Origin of the sequence: Prevotella bivia DSM 20514, from assembly GCF_000262545.1 — a bacterium.
GTDB classification, from domain to species: Bacteria; Bacteroidota; Bacteroidia; order Bacteroidales; family Bacteroidaceae; genus Prevotella; species Prevotella bivia.
On sequence record NZ_JH660660.1, the window covers coordinates 1,892,163 to 1,906,511 of the forward strand.

At 38.8% G+C, this 14,349-nt stretch carries 11 protein-coding genes; 3 read left to right on the forward strand and 8 right to left on the reverse strand.

Annotation, left to right across the window (positions count from 1 at the left end; translation table 11 throughout):
- Positions 1-207: 207 nt before the first annotated feature.
- Positions 208-1,908: a glycoside hydrolase family 10 protein gene (locus PREBIDRAFT_RS10400; protein WP_004339887.1), complete on the forward strand. Its 1,701-nt coding sequence runs from the start codon at positions 208-210 to the stop codon at positions 1,906-1,908.
- Between the two features lie 38 nt (positions 1,909-1,946).
- Here PREBIDRAFT_RS10400 and PREBIDRAFT_RS10405 read toward each other — a convergent pair whose 3' ends face one another.
- From PREBIDRAFT_RS10405 to PREBIDRAFT_RS10415, 3 genes are all read right to left on the reverse strand, one after another.
- A complete protein-coding gene (locus PREBIDRAFT_RS10405; protein ID WP_004337599.1) occupies positions 1,947-3,377 on the reverse strand; it encodes a SecDF P1 head subdomain-containing protein in 1,431 nt (476 codons plus the stop codon).
- Between the two features lie 119 nt (positions 3,378-3,496).
- The gene (locus tag PREBIDRAFT_RS10410) at positions 3,497-4,588 is read right to left on the reverse strand and encodes a zinc-dependent metalloproteinase lipoprotein (RefSeq protein WP_004337600.1); all 1,092 of its coding nucleotides are present in this window, start codon (positions 4,586-4,588) and stop codon (positions 3,497-3,499) included.
- Between the two features lie 35 nt (positions 4,589-4,623).
- Positions 4,624-5,007: a hypothetical protein gene (locus PREBIDRAFT_RS10415; RefSeq protein ID WP_004337601.1), complete on the reverse strand. Its 384-nt coding sequence runs from the start codon at positions 5,005-5,007 to the stop codon at positions 4,624-4,626.
- 360 nt (positions 5,008-5,367) lie between these two features.
- Between PREBIDRAFT_RS10415 and PREBIDRAFT_RS10420 the strand changes: the two genes are divergently transcribed.
- Positions 5,368-6,030: a tetratricopeptide repeat protein gene (locus tag PREBIDRAFT_RS10420; protein ID WP_036875615.1), complete on the forward strand. Its 663-nt coding sequence runs from the start codon at positions 5,368-5,370 to the stop codon at positions 6,028-6,030.
- A gap of 161 nt (positions 6,031-6,191) precedes the next feature.
- On the opposite strand, the gene PREBIDRAFT_RS10425 is transcribed toward PREBIDRAFT_RS10420, so the two are convergent.
- Both PREBIDRAFT_RS10425 and PREBIDRAFT_RS10430 read right to left on the reverse strand, forming a co-directional pair.
- Entirely contained in the window at positions 6,192-7,823 is a 1,632-nt protein-coding gene (locus tag PREBIDRAFT_RS10425; protein WP_004337603.1) for a beta-N-acetylhexosaminidase, read from the reverse strand.
- Between the two features lie 45 nt (positions 7,824-7,868).
- Positions 7,869-9,155, reverse strand: coding sequence for an MFS transporter (locus tag PREBIDRAFT_RS10430; protein WP_004337604.1), 1,287 nt, complete (start codon positions 9,153-9,155; stop codon positions 7,869-7,871).
- Between the two features lie 109 nt (positions 9,156-9,264).
- Here PREBIDRAFT_RS10430 and PREBIDRAFT_RS10435 point away from each other — a divergent pair, with 109 nt between their 5' ends.
- Positions 9,265-10,770: an alpha-L-fucosidase gene (locus tag PREBIDRAFT_RS10435; protein ID WP_004337605.1), complete on the forward strand. Its 1,506-nt coding sequence runs from the start codon at positions 9,265-9,267 to the stop codon at positions 10,768-10,770.
- Positions 10,771-10,995: 225 nt separating this feature from the next.
- On the opposite strand, the gene PREBIDRAFT_RS10440 is transcribed toward PREBIDRAFT_RS10435, so the two are convergent.
- From PREBIDRAFT_RS10440 to PREBIDRAFT_RS10450, 3 genes are read right to left on the reverse strand one after another with little or no spacing between them, the layout of a single operon-like run.
- Positions 10,996-12,009 carry a hypothetical protein gene (locus tag PREBIDRAFT_RS10440; RefSeq protein ID WP_004337606.1) on the reverse strand — a complete coding sequence of 338 codons (1,014 nt, stop codon included), beginning with the start codon at positions 12,007-12,009 and terminating at the stop codon, positions 10,996-10,998.
- A 25-nt stretch (positions 12,010-12,034) separates the two neighbouring features.
- Positions 12,035-13,210 carry a DUF1735 and LamG domain-containing protein gene (locus PREBIDRAFT_RS10445; RefSeq protein ID WP_004337607.1) on the reverse strand — a complete coding sequence of 392 codons (1,176 nt, stop codon included), beginning with the start codon at positions 13,208-13,210 and terminating at the stop codon, positions 12,035-12,037.
- 20 nt (positions 13,211-13,230) lie between these two features.
- Positions 13,231-14,349, reverse strand: coding sequence for a glycoside hydrolase family 18 (locus PREBIDRAFT_RS10450; protein WP_004337608.1), 1,119 nt, complete (start codon positions 14,347-14,349; stop codon positions 13,231-13,233).

The following is a 14,349-nucleotide window of genomic DNA, read 5'->3' on the forward strand; positions in this document are numbered from 1 at the left end:
TTTTGTATTTTGACAATCTAAAAATATTTTAGTGATAGAATATTATTAAGTATAATATCTAATCTTGACAAAGGTAGAGAAAAGATATGAAATACAAAAATAAATATATATCTTTGTAGATGATAGAGATGTTTACACAAAAAAAAAGAACACTTTTTGGAAAAATCATGAACAAATTTTCCAAAAGATTTAATGGAAAAATAAAATATGTACAGCAAAATAAGTATTCTTCTCCTTTTAGCCTTTATGAGTATATCAAGTATGGCACAAACCGTGAGAAATAATTACCCCAACTTTCAATCGCCAAAGCGAGAAACGAGAGCGGTATGGCTCACCACCTTTGCTAATCTTGATTGGCCTAAAACTTATGCTACATCGCCCGAGAACATTGAAAGGCAGAAGCAGGAGCTTATAACTTTGCTCGACCAATATCAACAAGCCAACATTAACACTGTACTCCTACAAACACGTGTGCGTGCAGCTACGATCTATCCCTCTGCTATTGAGCCATGGGATAAATGTATTACTGGAAAAGAGGGGAAAGCCCCTAGTAATGGTTACGATCCATTGAAGTTTGTGGTAGATGAATGTCATAAGCGTGGTATGGCTATTCATGCGTGGATAGCTTCTATGCCTGCTGGGAGTAAACACTCTTTGGGGGCTAGAATGCTTGTACAAAAGGGTTTCAAGTTGCGCTATTTGTCTACTGGTGCATACTTGAATCCTGCGGATAGTCAAGTACCTAACTATTTAGCACAAATATGTGGCGAAGTGGTAAGAAATTATGATGTCGATGGTATTCATCTCGACTATATTCGTTATCCTGACGGTTGGTCTTCGCCAACGGGCAGATATGGTGATACGCGTGATGATCGTCGGGCACAGATAACAAACATTGTGCGTGCCATTCACGATCAGGTTAAAGCTATCAAACCATGGGTGAAAATGTCATGTTCGCCCATTGGTAAATATGCTGATCTCAACCACTATTCATCTAAGAATTATAATGGCAGAGATCGCCTTTCACAAGAGTCGCAAGAGTGGTTACGGCAAGGATTGATGGATCAGCTCTATCCTATGCAGTATTTCCGTGGCACAAATTATTATCCTTTCCTTGCCGACTGGGAGGAGAACAAGCATGCGAAGGAGATCGTATCGGGTATCGGTACCTATTTTCTTGATCCGCGAGAGGGCAATTGGAAACTCAATGAGGTGAAACGACAAATGAATGTGAGTCGTGATCTTGGTATAGGACATGCTCACTTCCGCTCTGCCTTTCTCACTAATAATAAGCAAGGAATACTCGATTTTGAGCAACAATTTAATGCTTATCCTGCGCTTCCACAGGCTTTAGAAAGTAAACAACAAACTGTGGCTGCACCTTCGTATTGTAAAGATAATGACTTGATTATGTCAGAGGATAGTAATACCAAACTGCTTGCATGGGAAGGAATATCACCTTATTATAATATTTATGCGAGCAAGACATTCCCCGTAGATATTACTAAGGCTGAAAACATGGTGTATGCTAAGTTTAGTGGTAAGATGCTTACGCTTAAAAATCCTTATCAGCAGCACAATATCCATTATGCTATAACAGCTATTGATAGGTTTGATAATGAGAGTATTGCCTTGCAAGAGCGTAGTCGTACTACAACTTCTACTCATAGTGTCATGCTCTCTAATGATGGCATAACACTTGAACTTCCTTGCAAGATGGTAGCATTTAAAGCTCGCTATTATACAGTAGAGACATTACAAGGAAATATAGTTCGACAACTATCGGGTACACCAAAGGGCAACACCGTTTCTATTATTGGCTTGCCTAACGGTATGTATAAGCTCAAAGCAATGTATCCCCATAGCAAGTTTGCCTCAAATATAGGTTTCTTCTTCGTGAACAATTAAAATGATAGGATCATCTAATGCTTGTAAATGGGTAATTCTTATTCTCTTATTACTATCCAAGGTTCTTCTGTTAGAATGGGAGCTGAGAATTTAACAACCCAACCATCAGTGGTAACGATATAATTATGGCTACCCGAAACGGTTGATTCCTTTACATTAACAGTATAAGTATTGTCTTTCTGCATAGGCGATGCTAACGTATAATTTGCCAATACGCCAAGATTAAATAGTTCGCCTTTTTGCTTTCCTAGTGCCACTTGGTTGTTCAAGGCAAATAAATTTTGTAAGGGGATATGATATAATGCAGGGTTGATATTGCTGAGTAATGCGATTATAACCATACCCATATCTTTACCTTCTGTTGATGCAAAAAACTCCTTCATTGTCTTGTATTGAGGATATTTCTCTTTTACAAAAGTTTCCATTTGCGTTTGAATACTTTTACCCCATATCTCGTTGAGCTGTCGTTCCGTTTCCATAAGGTTATAATTTCCATATTTATCAAGTCGCAAAGTGATAGGACGGTTTATTAACGTATTAAAGGTATTCCTAAATAGCTTCAAAAGATCTGCAGCATCAGGCATCTTGGCAATGTTTTCATTATCGTCTAGCAAATGAAAGTCTTTAAGGATAGCTTCCATTTTCCATCCATCTGCGGTTCGCTCCTTTACCTCAATCGTAAATTTACCTATGTGTTTTGCTTTTGTCCCTGTGATGTTGTAGGTATATTTTTCGCCCACTTTATAGTCAGGTTTCCAAAGTGGTTGGAAAGGATCGGCAGCGATGAGCGATGTAAGTTTATCGTATAGCCAATTCATTGTTTCTTCCGAACTTACATCAATAGCGGCTCTATTACCAGAAATCATTTGGTTTACTATGGGCAAATTGGTAACCTTATTATCCACAACGATAGCTATGGAACTACCTATTGCCTCCCATGTAAGGTGTGCCCACTTTAGTCCATCTTGATGTGCAAATTGGAGATGACACGAGTACATTCCCTCTCCACTTTTAATTTTCTCTAAGTTGGTTAATATCGGATTTACCAGTTTATACTCGCTATCTACCTTTGCTAACACGAGATAAACCTCACTAGGATATTCGTCGGACGGATGCCAAAATAGCTTTGTCCCCTTTAGTTTTTTGTTCGTTAGCTGTTGCGCACGAATATATCGCCCCACGAGCGCAGTATCGCGAGGCAAAACACTATAGAAGAAAGTAAGAATGTTATCGGTAGAATCGGTTATTATTACGTCCTCGTTAGCGCTTATAGTGTCTGAAGTGTTGGCAATGGTATCTTCGTTTCTATAAATGATCTTTTGCTTAATCGTAGTAGGAAACTTCTCTAAAACCTCACTAAACTCTAAGGTTGTGAAAACAGGATAGAATCCCAATTCTGTGGAGTGTTGAGCAGATAGGGTAGTAAAGACACTAATAAGTAGTAATAGGGTAGATAACCTTTTTGCCATAGTCGTGATTATTAAATGAATGCTTGTGGCAAAGATACACATTAATATAATATAACGCAATGATAAAAGAAAAAAGTCATATCAACTTTTCACAATCTGTTGATATGACTTTTTGTGTATTAAATAATAATGTAGGGTTTGCTAGGTGCTGTTATCGTTGCACGTGAGCCAGTTCCTAGGTGAACCTTTGGTCCTGGAATAGTGGTGCTATAATAGAGATGTCGTCGTATACGTTTCACTTGGTCAGCAGTAAACTTGTTGGCATCAGTATAATAATAGTCCATAATGTTTACCGATCTAAAGCTAGAGCCACCATTCATAGGAGTACGCATAAATAAAGGATCTATAGCAGCATAATAAGCTTTGGCATCATTAGCTTTTATGGCTGCATCTATAGTAGGTTGAGCTGCATCAACTCGTTTCATATATTCATTGCGATCATATTCTTTCGTGTCCTCGCAATAATCGTTATCAGCTTCTTTTGTATGAAAAACATGATATAATCCCAAATAATGTCCTAGCTCGTGGGCAAGCACATTGACAGGATTCGAATCAGAAGGTATAACCTTAGCTGGACTAATATTAGGGTATTTTTTCTCAATCTTTAGCCATAAACCTAGCAATGCTTTTTGCAGTGTAACCGATACATTATAAGAAGTATATTCATTGCCAGAAGCTACAATGTCGCCATCTTTTGCCACCGACTTAGGCATCTTTGGGAGTGTAGACACACCACCGATGTTCTTTTCTTTGGTGGTATATACATAAATGTTGATATAATTTGCTCTATCCCAACCCATATCATAAAACTTATCTCCAGGTTTTTCGTTTATCAGCGCATTATAGCTAATCGAATCTTCTGTGATGTTATAACGAGTAATACCTTTTTCAGAAAGCGTTTTCCCTTGAGGTGCATTATCAGCAAGTTCGAATACTACCTTTGTATTTGTTTCATTCGTGTTGCCCACATAGAAATTATTAATTGCATCTATGATAGCTTGCAAATGTGTGGTATGTACAGCCGATAGTTCAGACTTGTTGTTTTGTAGAAAATGAAAAACGACTTTAAATTTGTAAGTCATAGGTTCAAGTTCTTGCAAAGTATAGTGCTTTCCCGAAATAGGTTTACTTTCCGTATTAATGTCTGCATAGTTTGAGCAGGCAGTAAATAAACCTACTATGCAAAGAAGTAGCAATAGTTTCTTATTCATTTGTATATGCTATTTCTTAGTCTTTCCATATATCCTTACTTTGCAATAATAGCTTGATAATCTTCTTCAAATTGGCGAGGATGTTTGCCTATGAGAACGATGTTAAGCAAGCAATTAGCAAGTATTTCGTCTTCGGTGAGTTCAACATTAGGTTCGCGCTTTAACTCTTTGCCTAACAATACGTCCCATGGACCATTGAAAGCACTATCATCCGATCCAAAAAACATTTCGTTGGTGTCAGGATCTTGCATCAGCTCATAACGTATTTGTTTTTTCGAGGTTACGGGCTTTATCTCCAAACATAGTTTGTAAGCGTGTTCAAACTGCTTCCGCAAGTGGCGCGCATTAGGATACATTAAGCCTATGTTAGGATAGATCTCACCAAATTCGTAAGTCTCGAAAAGTTCTTTTATTTTCATAATCGTTGCGTGTTTGTGATGTTTTTATATTTGTTATTGGATAGATTTTTTTTATGACATAAAAAATATCTTTCTTTGTTGCAGCAAAATGTATATATGCTTTTTTCTACGTTATTTTTACACCTAAGCTTATGGGCTTATTTACATCAGTCTATATATTCTTCCTTTTCCGATGTGCAAAGATACATATAAAAGGCGATATTGTACTTACCATTATTAATTATCTATGTAATGATAAAAAAAATGTCTAAGTCGGAGATGATAAGCAAATTAATTCTAAAGGGTGAAATGCTTTGAAAGTTTTCCGCCCTTTTTGCTTACTTTTGCGCTATTGATAAATCTTAGCTCATATTTAAAATGATGTATCTACATAAAAAAATAATATTATCGTTGGTGGTACTACTTTCATGGAGTTGTAACCCCACGAAAGCACAAACCAACCCTCTTCGCGACTCATTGCTTATCGCAACACATGCGTTAGAGCAGCATACCGACTCGGTGGATCTCCGTTTAAAGCGTGCCTCATGGTATTTATTGCTTGAAAAGTGGAACTCTGCTAAGGATGATTATGATCTTATTCTTGCCCATTATCCTAACAATGTCGCAGCCTTGTTCTTTCGTGCCTATGCCAACGAGCGTTTAGGGCGATATGGCTTTGCGCGTCAAGATTATAATAATTTGCTGAAGTTAGTTCCTGGACATTTTGAGGCACAATTAGGATTGATACTACTCAATCAGAAGGATAAGCACTACACGGAGGCAATGGATGGCATTAATGGTTTGATAGAACAATATCCTACGAGTGCTGTGGCATACGCTGCTAGAGCAGGGATGGAGGAAGAACGTGGACTGCTAACCTTAGCCGAATACGACTATACCCAAGCTATTATGCGCGATCCCAATAATACCGACTATATTATACAACGCATAGAAGTGTATAGGAAGCAAAAAAAATATGAGCAAGCCAAGCGTGATGCTGCCTTGCTCAGGAAAATGGGAATAGCTTATCGGGTTGAGAATTGAGAGGTGAGAATTGAGAGTTGAGAGTTGAGAGTTGAGAGATTTTCTAGGAGAGCTAGGAATACTAGAAAGTCTAGGAATACTAGAAACACTAGAAATCTAGGACGGGTAATTCTCAACTCTCAACTCTCAATTCTCACCTCTCACCTCTCACCTCTCACCTCTTACTGGTTCTCTCTATTATGCTTATATCTCTCAGGCCAAAGGTGGACTCCATAAACATAACCATACTTATCGTATAATTTTGATAAGCGAGTAGCACGCACCTTAAATTGGTCGAAATTCTTTTGCTCTGGGTTCATCCATTGCACCTCTGCTAGTGCAGCCATACGTGGGAGGATCATATAGGTAGCAAAGTTAGGATTGCTAACATATTCTGTCCAAAGGTTTGCTTGCGCACCTAAAATATGCTTTCTGCTTTCTTCTGCCATTGTTGCTGGTGCAGGATCAAGACTATACACCTTTTCTACTGTTACTACATGTGGTTGTGCTTGAGGTTCAGAATACTGATCTTTGGCTTGCGCATAATCGAAATAGCAATAACTAGTAGGCGACATAATAACATCATGCCCTAGCTTAGCGCCTCTCTCTCCCGGTTCTATACCACGCCAACTCATGATCGTGGCACTCTTGTTGATGTCTCCGTCAAGAATTTCGTCCCAGCCAATAATTGCTCTTCCTTTGCTATTAAGATGCTTCTCAATGCGATTGGTGAAGTAAGCCTGTAGCTTCTTAATAGGCAAATTCTGTTCAGCCATTACTTTCTTACATCTTTCGCAGGCATTCCAGCGTTCAGTAGGGGTTTCATCACCGCCAATATGAATATACTTAGAAGGGAATATTTGTATAACCTCGTCAAGTACATCTTCTGCAAACTTGAAAGTTTCTTCTTTGCCAAGACATAGCACATCGAAATATACACCCCACTTATGACCTACCTCGTATGGTCCTCCCGTACAGCCAAGGTTAGGATAAGCAGCTAGCGCAGCCTTCATGTGTCCCGGCATATCAATTTCAGGAATAACGGTGATATGGCGTTGGCGAGCATACTCTACAATTTCTTTACACTGTTCCTGAGTGTAGTAGCCGCTATAGGGAATACCATCCTCAACATCGCTGTTGTGTCCCATTACCGTTCCACTACGCATTGATCCTATTTCAGTGAGTCTAGGATATTTCTTTATTTCGATGCGCCAGCCTTGATCATCATTTAAATGCCAATGGAACACGTTCATATTATGAAGTGCTATAAGGTCGATAAACTCCTTTACAAAGTCGATAGTGAAGAAGTGGCGGCTACTATCGAGCATCATGCCTCTATACTTAAAGCGTGGAGCATCGCTTATCTTTACTGCAGGAAGGGTGATAGCCTCTTTTGTAGCATCGCCTATAGGCAATGACTTTCTCAAAGTTTGAATGCCATAAAACACACCAGCCGATGACATACCGCTAATGCTAATCTTCTTATCGTTTACAGCGATGGTGTAGGCTTCGTCGCCTAGAATGCTTTTATTGAGTAATAGCTCTATATATCCTCCCTTCTTGGGCTTAACATTTGAAACGGTTAGCTTTAATCCTGTTAATTCGTTAATATAGTTGGCTAAAAACTGCGCATTCTTCTGCATCAATTCGTCAGACGAAGTGCAAACAATAGTTGTATTACTGTTAAGCGTAAATGCTTTTCCCTTTGTCATCACAATGCTATGTGGCAAAGGTATTACATTGTAATCGGCATCAGCAGCAAATCCTGTTACTGCCAATGCGCTTAGGGCTAGTGATAATAAAATTTTCTTCATTGTTATTTGCTATATAGTATTTAAGTGTACTCTAATTCTCACTTCTCACTTCTCATCTCTCACCTCTTCGTAAGTAAATGGTACAAACCATGTTATGAGTAAGGCAGGAATGGTACAGAATAATACGAAGATAAAGAAGTGTTTATAGCCAATGGCATCGCTTACTACACCACTCAACATACCAGGGAGCATTACCCCAAGATTCATAATACCACTTGCAAAAGCGTAGTGAGCCATTTGATGTTTGCCCGGAGCTATCTGTTGCATCATAAATAGGGTTAAACCCACAAAGCCAAAGCCATAGCCAAAGTATTCCATTACAATACCTCCACCAATAAGCCATAAACTACTAGGTTGGTAAACAGCTAATAAGGTGTAAGCTACAAACGGAATATTAAAGATCAACGCAAGCGAGAACAAGCTCTTCTTTAGTCCCCTTTTAGCGATGTAGTTACCACCAAGAATACTTCCTAGTACAAAAGCTGCTGCACCAAAAGTTCCATAACATAAACCAATTTCTTCTTCGCTCATACCTAAGCCGCCTACATCTGTTGAGGCTTTTAAGAATAAGGGGACAATCTTAATGGCAAAGCCTTCTGCAAAACGGTAAAGAATGATAAAAATAATATAATACCAAATGTGCTTCTTTTGGAAAAATTCTTTGAAGAAGAAGATTAGTTCGTCTAAAGTTTGCTTGAAAGTAACAACTTTCTTCTCTGCTATGTTTTCTTTAGGCAAGAAGAAATAATGATAAATGCCTAAGCCTATCATTATAACACCGATGATCAGCATTATCACCATCCATGCTTTCGTAACACCAAACATCTTGATAAAAATACCAGCCAAATATACCAAACCACCCGTTGCAGCTATCTTTGCAATGTTGTAGAAAGCCCCTTGCCAACCAATCCAGCGCGCTTGCTCTTCGTTTGAAAGTAACGACATATAGGTACCATCGGCTGCTATGTCGTGAGTAGCACCACTTAAAGCCACCACTGCTAGCATCGCTATTGTTATGGCAAAGAAAGACGATGCTCCTAATGCAAAGGCTATTAGCGCAAACATAACGCCTGATAGCAATTGGGTTGTTACCACAAAAAACTTCTTTGTTTTGTATATCTCAAGAAATGGGCTCCAAATAGGTTTTAGTGTCCATGGGAGCATAATTAAGGATGTCCAATAAGCTATCTGAGTGTCAGATACCCCCATACCTTTATACATTAGGGTGCATACCATGTTAAGCACAACAAAAGGCATGCCCATAGCAAAATAAAGCGTAGGTACCCAAGTTATCGGACTCGCTTTCTTCTTTTCAAAAGAGATCTGATTCATTATTTTTTTGTTTATTTTAGGTTATAAATGGCTTGTATTTCTATGAAAGATATTGCAAAGATACAAAATTCTTTTTTTACTTTTGTATAGACTTAAAATAAAAACTCTTATGAATATAAAACCTTTTTACAGTGGTGTGTTACCACTGCTATTAACAGCGTATTCTCTTCATACGCAAGCACAAAATATGGTGATGCTATCGCCAGAGGACAGTCCTTCCACGATTATTGAGAAAGCTGCCTGTGTTGTTCCCTCAGTTCGTCAATATGCGTGGCAGCAACAAGAGCTTACAGCTTTTTTACATTTTGGCATGAACACCTTCACCAATAAGGAGTGGGGTGAGGGAACAGATAGTCCTTCGCTGTTTAATCCTACCAATTTTGATGCCGAACAATGGATTAAAACTCTACGCAATGCAGGTTTTAAAACCGCTATCCTCACTTGTAAGCATCACGATGGGTTCTGTCTATGGCAAACAGCATATACCGATTATAGTGTGAAATCATCGCCATGGCTCAATGGCAAGGGTGATGTTGTACGTGCAGTGAGCGATGCTTGTAAAAAGTATGGTATGGGGTTTGGAGTGTATTTGTCGCCTTGGGATCGTAATTCAAAATTTTATGGTACATCAGCTTACAACGATTACTTTGTCAGTCAGCTCAAGGAATTGTTAACGCAGTATGGGGAAGTGAGCGAGGTATGGTTTGATGGTGCTTGTGGCGAAGGGCCAAATGGTAAAAAGCAGGAGTACGATTTTGTGCGTTGGTATAAAATAATACGCGAGTTGCAGCCTAAAGCTGTTATTGCTGTGATGGGTCCTGATGTGCGTTGGGTAGGTACAGAGAGTGGGCGAGGGCGTGAAACCGAGTGGAGTGTAGTGCCTATGGATAATCTTAGCCAAGAGCAGATAGCAGCCAATTCCCAAAAGGAAATGATAACCCCACCTTCAGGCGATATGGTGGGAAACGATCTTGGTAGTCGGGAAAAAATAATGCAGGCCAAAGCACTTGTATGGTATCCTGCTGAAACCGATGTTTCGATACGTCCGGGATGGTTTTATCATCAAACAGAAGACGATAAAGTGAAAACTCCTAAGGAGCTAATGGAAATATATTATTCTTCCGTGGGGCGTAATGGAGTCTTGCTTTTGAATGTTCCTCCCACACCAGAAGGATTGATCAGTCAAAAAGATGTGGCTTCATTAATGGGTTTTAAGCAGCTATTAGATAAGACGTTCCAAACCAACTTGCTTGCTCCTAGTAAGAACATCGTAAAGATAGAGAAAGCGCAGCCAAAGAAGATAGATGCCAGTGCCTATTATGTGAATAAGCAGTTGAAGGATATTTATTCGTTAAGCTATACGCTCCGCCAACCTATCAGCTTTAATGTTATCGCTTTGCAAGAAGATATTTTAAAGGGTCAAAGGGTAGAAAAGTTTGTAGTCGAAGTAAGATCGTCTAAAAAGGATGCGTGGAGGGTAGTGGCAGAAGGTACTACTATCGGTTATAAACGTTTGTTGCGTATTCCTACTTGTGAGGCAAAGCAAGTTCGTTTACGTGTTCTTGAGGCTAGGAGACAAGTGAACATCGCTTTCTTTGGCGTTTATCAAAACTAACTCGCTTTGCTCGTTTACCCCACGGCTAGGCACATTCCACCCTTTTGAGGTGCCAAAAATAAAAACTCCGAGTAAAAGGCTTTTTAAGTCCTTCTACTCGGAGTTTCTTTATTACTAACTCTCTAAACGCTTATATTGCTATTATAAGGAAAGCATTCCTCACCTCACGATGAGGAGATGCCTATTCTTTAAAACGAATATAATTGTTTAGTGTTAGTGTATAAGTTACTTGTAGAATTTTACTTCAGAAAGAACTGTGTAAGGATATTTCCCATTGCTAAAGTTATCTGTAAAAGTAAGGTTTATTTGTGTGGTCTTAACCTTGTTGAAGAACACAATATCCCATCCTTTAGGTGATTTTTTTATCTCGGGGCATATAGCTTCTCCTATATCTGTCCACTTATCATCTACTAGAGCCTTGATTTGTACAACACGAGGCATTGTACCTTCAGGGTATCCCATTTTAGAAAATTCAGGTACTATTAGCGTTAATCCACTAACCTCTGTTGGTTCATGGAATTTAAACTGTGCATAAGAGTTTGGATTGTCAATCTCGAATCTTTCACAATTGGAATCACTCATATCTCCATCACTAAGTTTGTCGCTTTTCCAGTTGTAGACAGGATCTAAATAATCATATTTTTCAAATTCAATCTGCTGCTTACCTTCAAGCGTGCCAATACTATTGATATTAGAAATCTTTTTACTAATAATCCACTTAAAAGTAGAAGCAGATTGTACAATATCAAGCCCATCTTTTGATTCCAACGATAGTACAAGTTCTGATTTTTCTTTGTTTTTAAGTGCTTTCAATGAAGCCGATTCTTTGTTAATAGAAAAAGTAAATGGTTTTGCTGAAATTTTCTCACCTTGTTTAATCGTTACAATTGCGGTTTTTAAAGAAACAGCATCTCCTTTTAAAGCTGTAAGCCCTTCACTTGTTGTAGGAACAGCCTTTAAGGTAAAGGTTAAATCTTTATCAGTAGGATTTGTTATTTCTGCAAACAAACTAATTGTATCACCCGAGGTTGTTAACCTTCCACCTTCTCCAGCCTGAATGACTTCAGATGTAGCTTCGTTCTTAGGGAAATAGCAACGGTTATCAATAAAGCCTTTTACTACTACCGTGTTGTCGACAGGATATAGTGGAGATCCTACCTCTGGATCGCTTTGGCACGAAGCAGCGATGAGAGGGAGTGAAAGCATCGCTATGTTTATTGCTTTTATTTTAAGTTTCATTGTTCTTAAGTTTTAAAATAGTTGTTTATTTACCATCAATGCGGATAGGCTTGCTCCATTTTATATTCGTGTTGCTGAAAGCTGTATGCTTATTTTTGGTAATATCGGTAAATTTATAACCACTACCTTCATTGAGCTTAAAGTACATGAAGAGGTTTTCTGCATTTGGATCAACGTTGTACATATTATTTATAATCTGATTGCCTGTACGTGCAACTGTCCATAAGCGAAGTTCGCTAATGTTTAGATCTGATTGTAAACCGTCTGAGTTGCCAAGCTTAATATCATCGTAAGCTAAGGTTACTGGTTTGCCCGGTACATCTAGTGTTACATCAGCCTTACCATTTACGTATAAAGTAAGTTTAGAACCTTCGCATACGAAAGCAATGTGATACCACTTATTAGGCTCGAAGGTAGCATTTGTATTTACCTGAACGCCTTGAGTCTTAATCTGTATCTTGTTACCTTCTACCTGTGCATCACCAAAACGTGTATAGATTTCGCCATCCATACCCGACGGAGCCCAAGCACCGAAGATACACTGGTTAGCTAGCTCACCTTTAGCCTTACCAAGTTTGCTAATACGCACGTTGTATTCAAGTGTCCAATCCTTTAAAGTTACATTTTGATTTTTGGCTAGTTTAACCTTAACAACACTTTCATTAGTAATAGTTGGAACAGGCTGCTTTACTACCTTGTCTAGTAAATAAAGGATAGTACTTCCAGAGTTTAATACTTCTTTAGCACCATCTTTGCTTGTTAAGCGCAACGCAACAGCATACTTCTCACCATTCTTCGTCATTTCTTCTGGAATGGCTTTAACCTTTAGGAAAGCTGTATTTGAAAGTGCCTTACCTGCTTCGATCGTGAAATCTTTTTCTGAAAGCGCATAATATTTCTCGGGGAGAGGTTGGTAGTTTGTACCATTCTCTTCGTTGTATGCTTTTAGCACACCCGAGTTGTCCACAAAATTGAATACGCAGGTATTAGCTGTTGGGTTGGATAGGCGAACGCTAATATCCGACGAAACTCCGTCAACATCAACAGCCAATCTTTTAATGGTGTTGCCGTTGGTGTTGGTTTGTGTGATAAATGCCTGATCTGTTAGCTGTTTGTATTCAGCATTTTCACATGATGTGAGGCAAACAGACGATAGAGTAACCAAGCCTGTTAGCGCATATAATATATTCTTTTTCTTCATAATGATGCTTCAATATAAAATTAGTTTCTCTTAGAAGGGTTCATAATCTGAATAGCTTGTCGAAGAGAAGGATAGAACTTTCCATCGACATTATATTCATACTCCATGTGGAATGTTCCTACACCACCTTTGCGGTATGTAATGCCATTGAGCATTGGGTTCCACAAAGCGAAAGCCTTTAATGAAGGTACTCTCTCTCTTGTTGGGAGATTGAAAAAGAAACCACCTGTGCTTGCAAACCTCTCATAATTCTCACAAACAATAATCTTTTTAGCAATTTCTTCTGCGCTTAATTCGCTTTGGAAATGGTTATATTGAGTGTTAAATCTGTTTTGGAGGAAATCAAAGCCGTGCACATTATAACCGTCAGAATAGGTCTGCAAGATAAAGTAATTGAAGTACTTAGCATATTTTGCATCTATCGCATTTGGTTCGCCATCTACCACTAGCAATTTGTCTGTACCTGAAGCAGGACCAAGACGCTTTGCAAGTGTTTCTACAAAGGCTTTTATAATTTTAGGGTCGGTTTCCCACATTTCGTAAGGATGGTTTACACCATAATGAGTATAATGAGGTTCTGCATCCATATCAAAGCCATCGTAACCATATTTGTCAATGATGTCGCAAATAGCGGTAGCATACTTTTTAGCAGCTTCTATCTTTGATTCTAGCGATGAACCCCAGCCCCATGTCTTGTGTCTCCATTCTGTCCAAGAGAGTTTGCTATCAGGACCTTCTTTAGGCTGTTCTGGCGTTAGCTGATCACCAATGTTAAGTACAAGGAAACAAATCATAGCCTTAGTACCTTTCTTTTCTTGAACAAATCTTAAATCCTTCAACTGTTCTTCTGATGGATTGTTCCAGTTGCCCCAAATAGAAACCATATCCACACTGTCAGGAAGACCTGCCAATGAGTTTTCTAATGAAGCTCCTTTACCTGACCACTGACCAAACCATCCGAAAGCTACAGGGTGATCGGTCTTTTTGTAAGCACGTAGCTGCTCATAATAAGCTTCTGTCTTATTGTTGTGAGTAAGATCAGCAGGGTTTTTGATCTCTGTCTCAGTAGCATCACTACAAGCTGTAAGTGATGCCACTGCGAAAGCAGAGAATAATATTGTTTTGAAAATACTTTTCAT

Excerpts from the sequence above, each read along its gene's own strand:
- PREBIDRAFT_RS10400 (WP_004339887.1), top strand. The coding sequence starts at position 208 with ATGTACAGCAAAATAAGTATTCTTCTCCTTTTAGCCTTTATGAGTATA.
- PREBIDRAFT_RS10405 (WP_004337599.1), bottom strand. The coding sequence starts at position 3,377 with ATGGCAAAAAGGTTATCTACCCTATTACTACTTATTAGTGTCTTTACT.
- PREBIDRAFT_RS10410 (WP_004337600.1), bottom strand. The coding sequence starts at position 4,588 with ATGAATAAGAAACTATTGCTACTTCTTTGCATAGTAGGTTTATTTACT.
- PREBIDRAFT_RS10415 (WP_004337601.1), bottom strand. The coding sequence starts at position 5,007 with ATGAAAATAAAAGAACTTTTCGAGACTTACGAATTTGGTGAGATCTAT.
- PREBIDRAFT_RS10420 (WP_036875615.1), top strand. The coding sequence starts at position 5,368 with ATGTATCTACATAAAAAAATAATATTATCGTTGGTGGTACTACTTTCA.
- PREBIDRAFT_RS10425 (WP_004337603.1), bottom strand. The coding sequence starts at position 7,823 with ATGAAGAAAATTTTATTATCACTAGCCCTAAGCGCATTGGCAGTAACA.
- PREBIDRAFT_RS10430 (WP_004337604.1), bottom strand. The coding sequence starts at position 9,155 with ATGAATCAGATCTCTTTTGAAAAGAAGAAAGCGAGTCCGATAACTTGG.
- PREBIDRAFT_RS10435 (WP_004337605.1), top strand. The coding sequence starts at position 9,265 with ATGAATATAAAACCTTTTTACAGTGGTGTGTTACCACTGCTATTAACA.
- PREBIDRAFT_RS10440 (WP_004337606.1), bottom strand. The coding sequence starts at position 12,009 with ATGAAACTTAAAATAAAAGCAATAAACATAGCGATGCTTTCACTCCCT.
- PREBIDRAFT_RS10445 (WP_004337607.1), bottom strand. The coding sequence starts at position 13,210 with ATGAAGAAAAAGAATATATTATATGCGCTAACAGGCTTGGTTACTCTA.
- PREBIDRAFT_RS10450 (WP_004337608.1), bottom strand. The coding sequence starts at position 14,349 with ATGAAAAGTATTTTCAAAACAATATTATTCTCTGCTTTCGCAGTGGCA.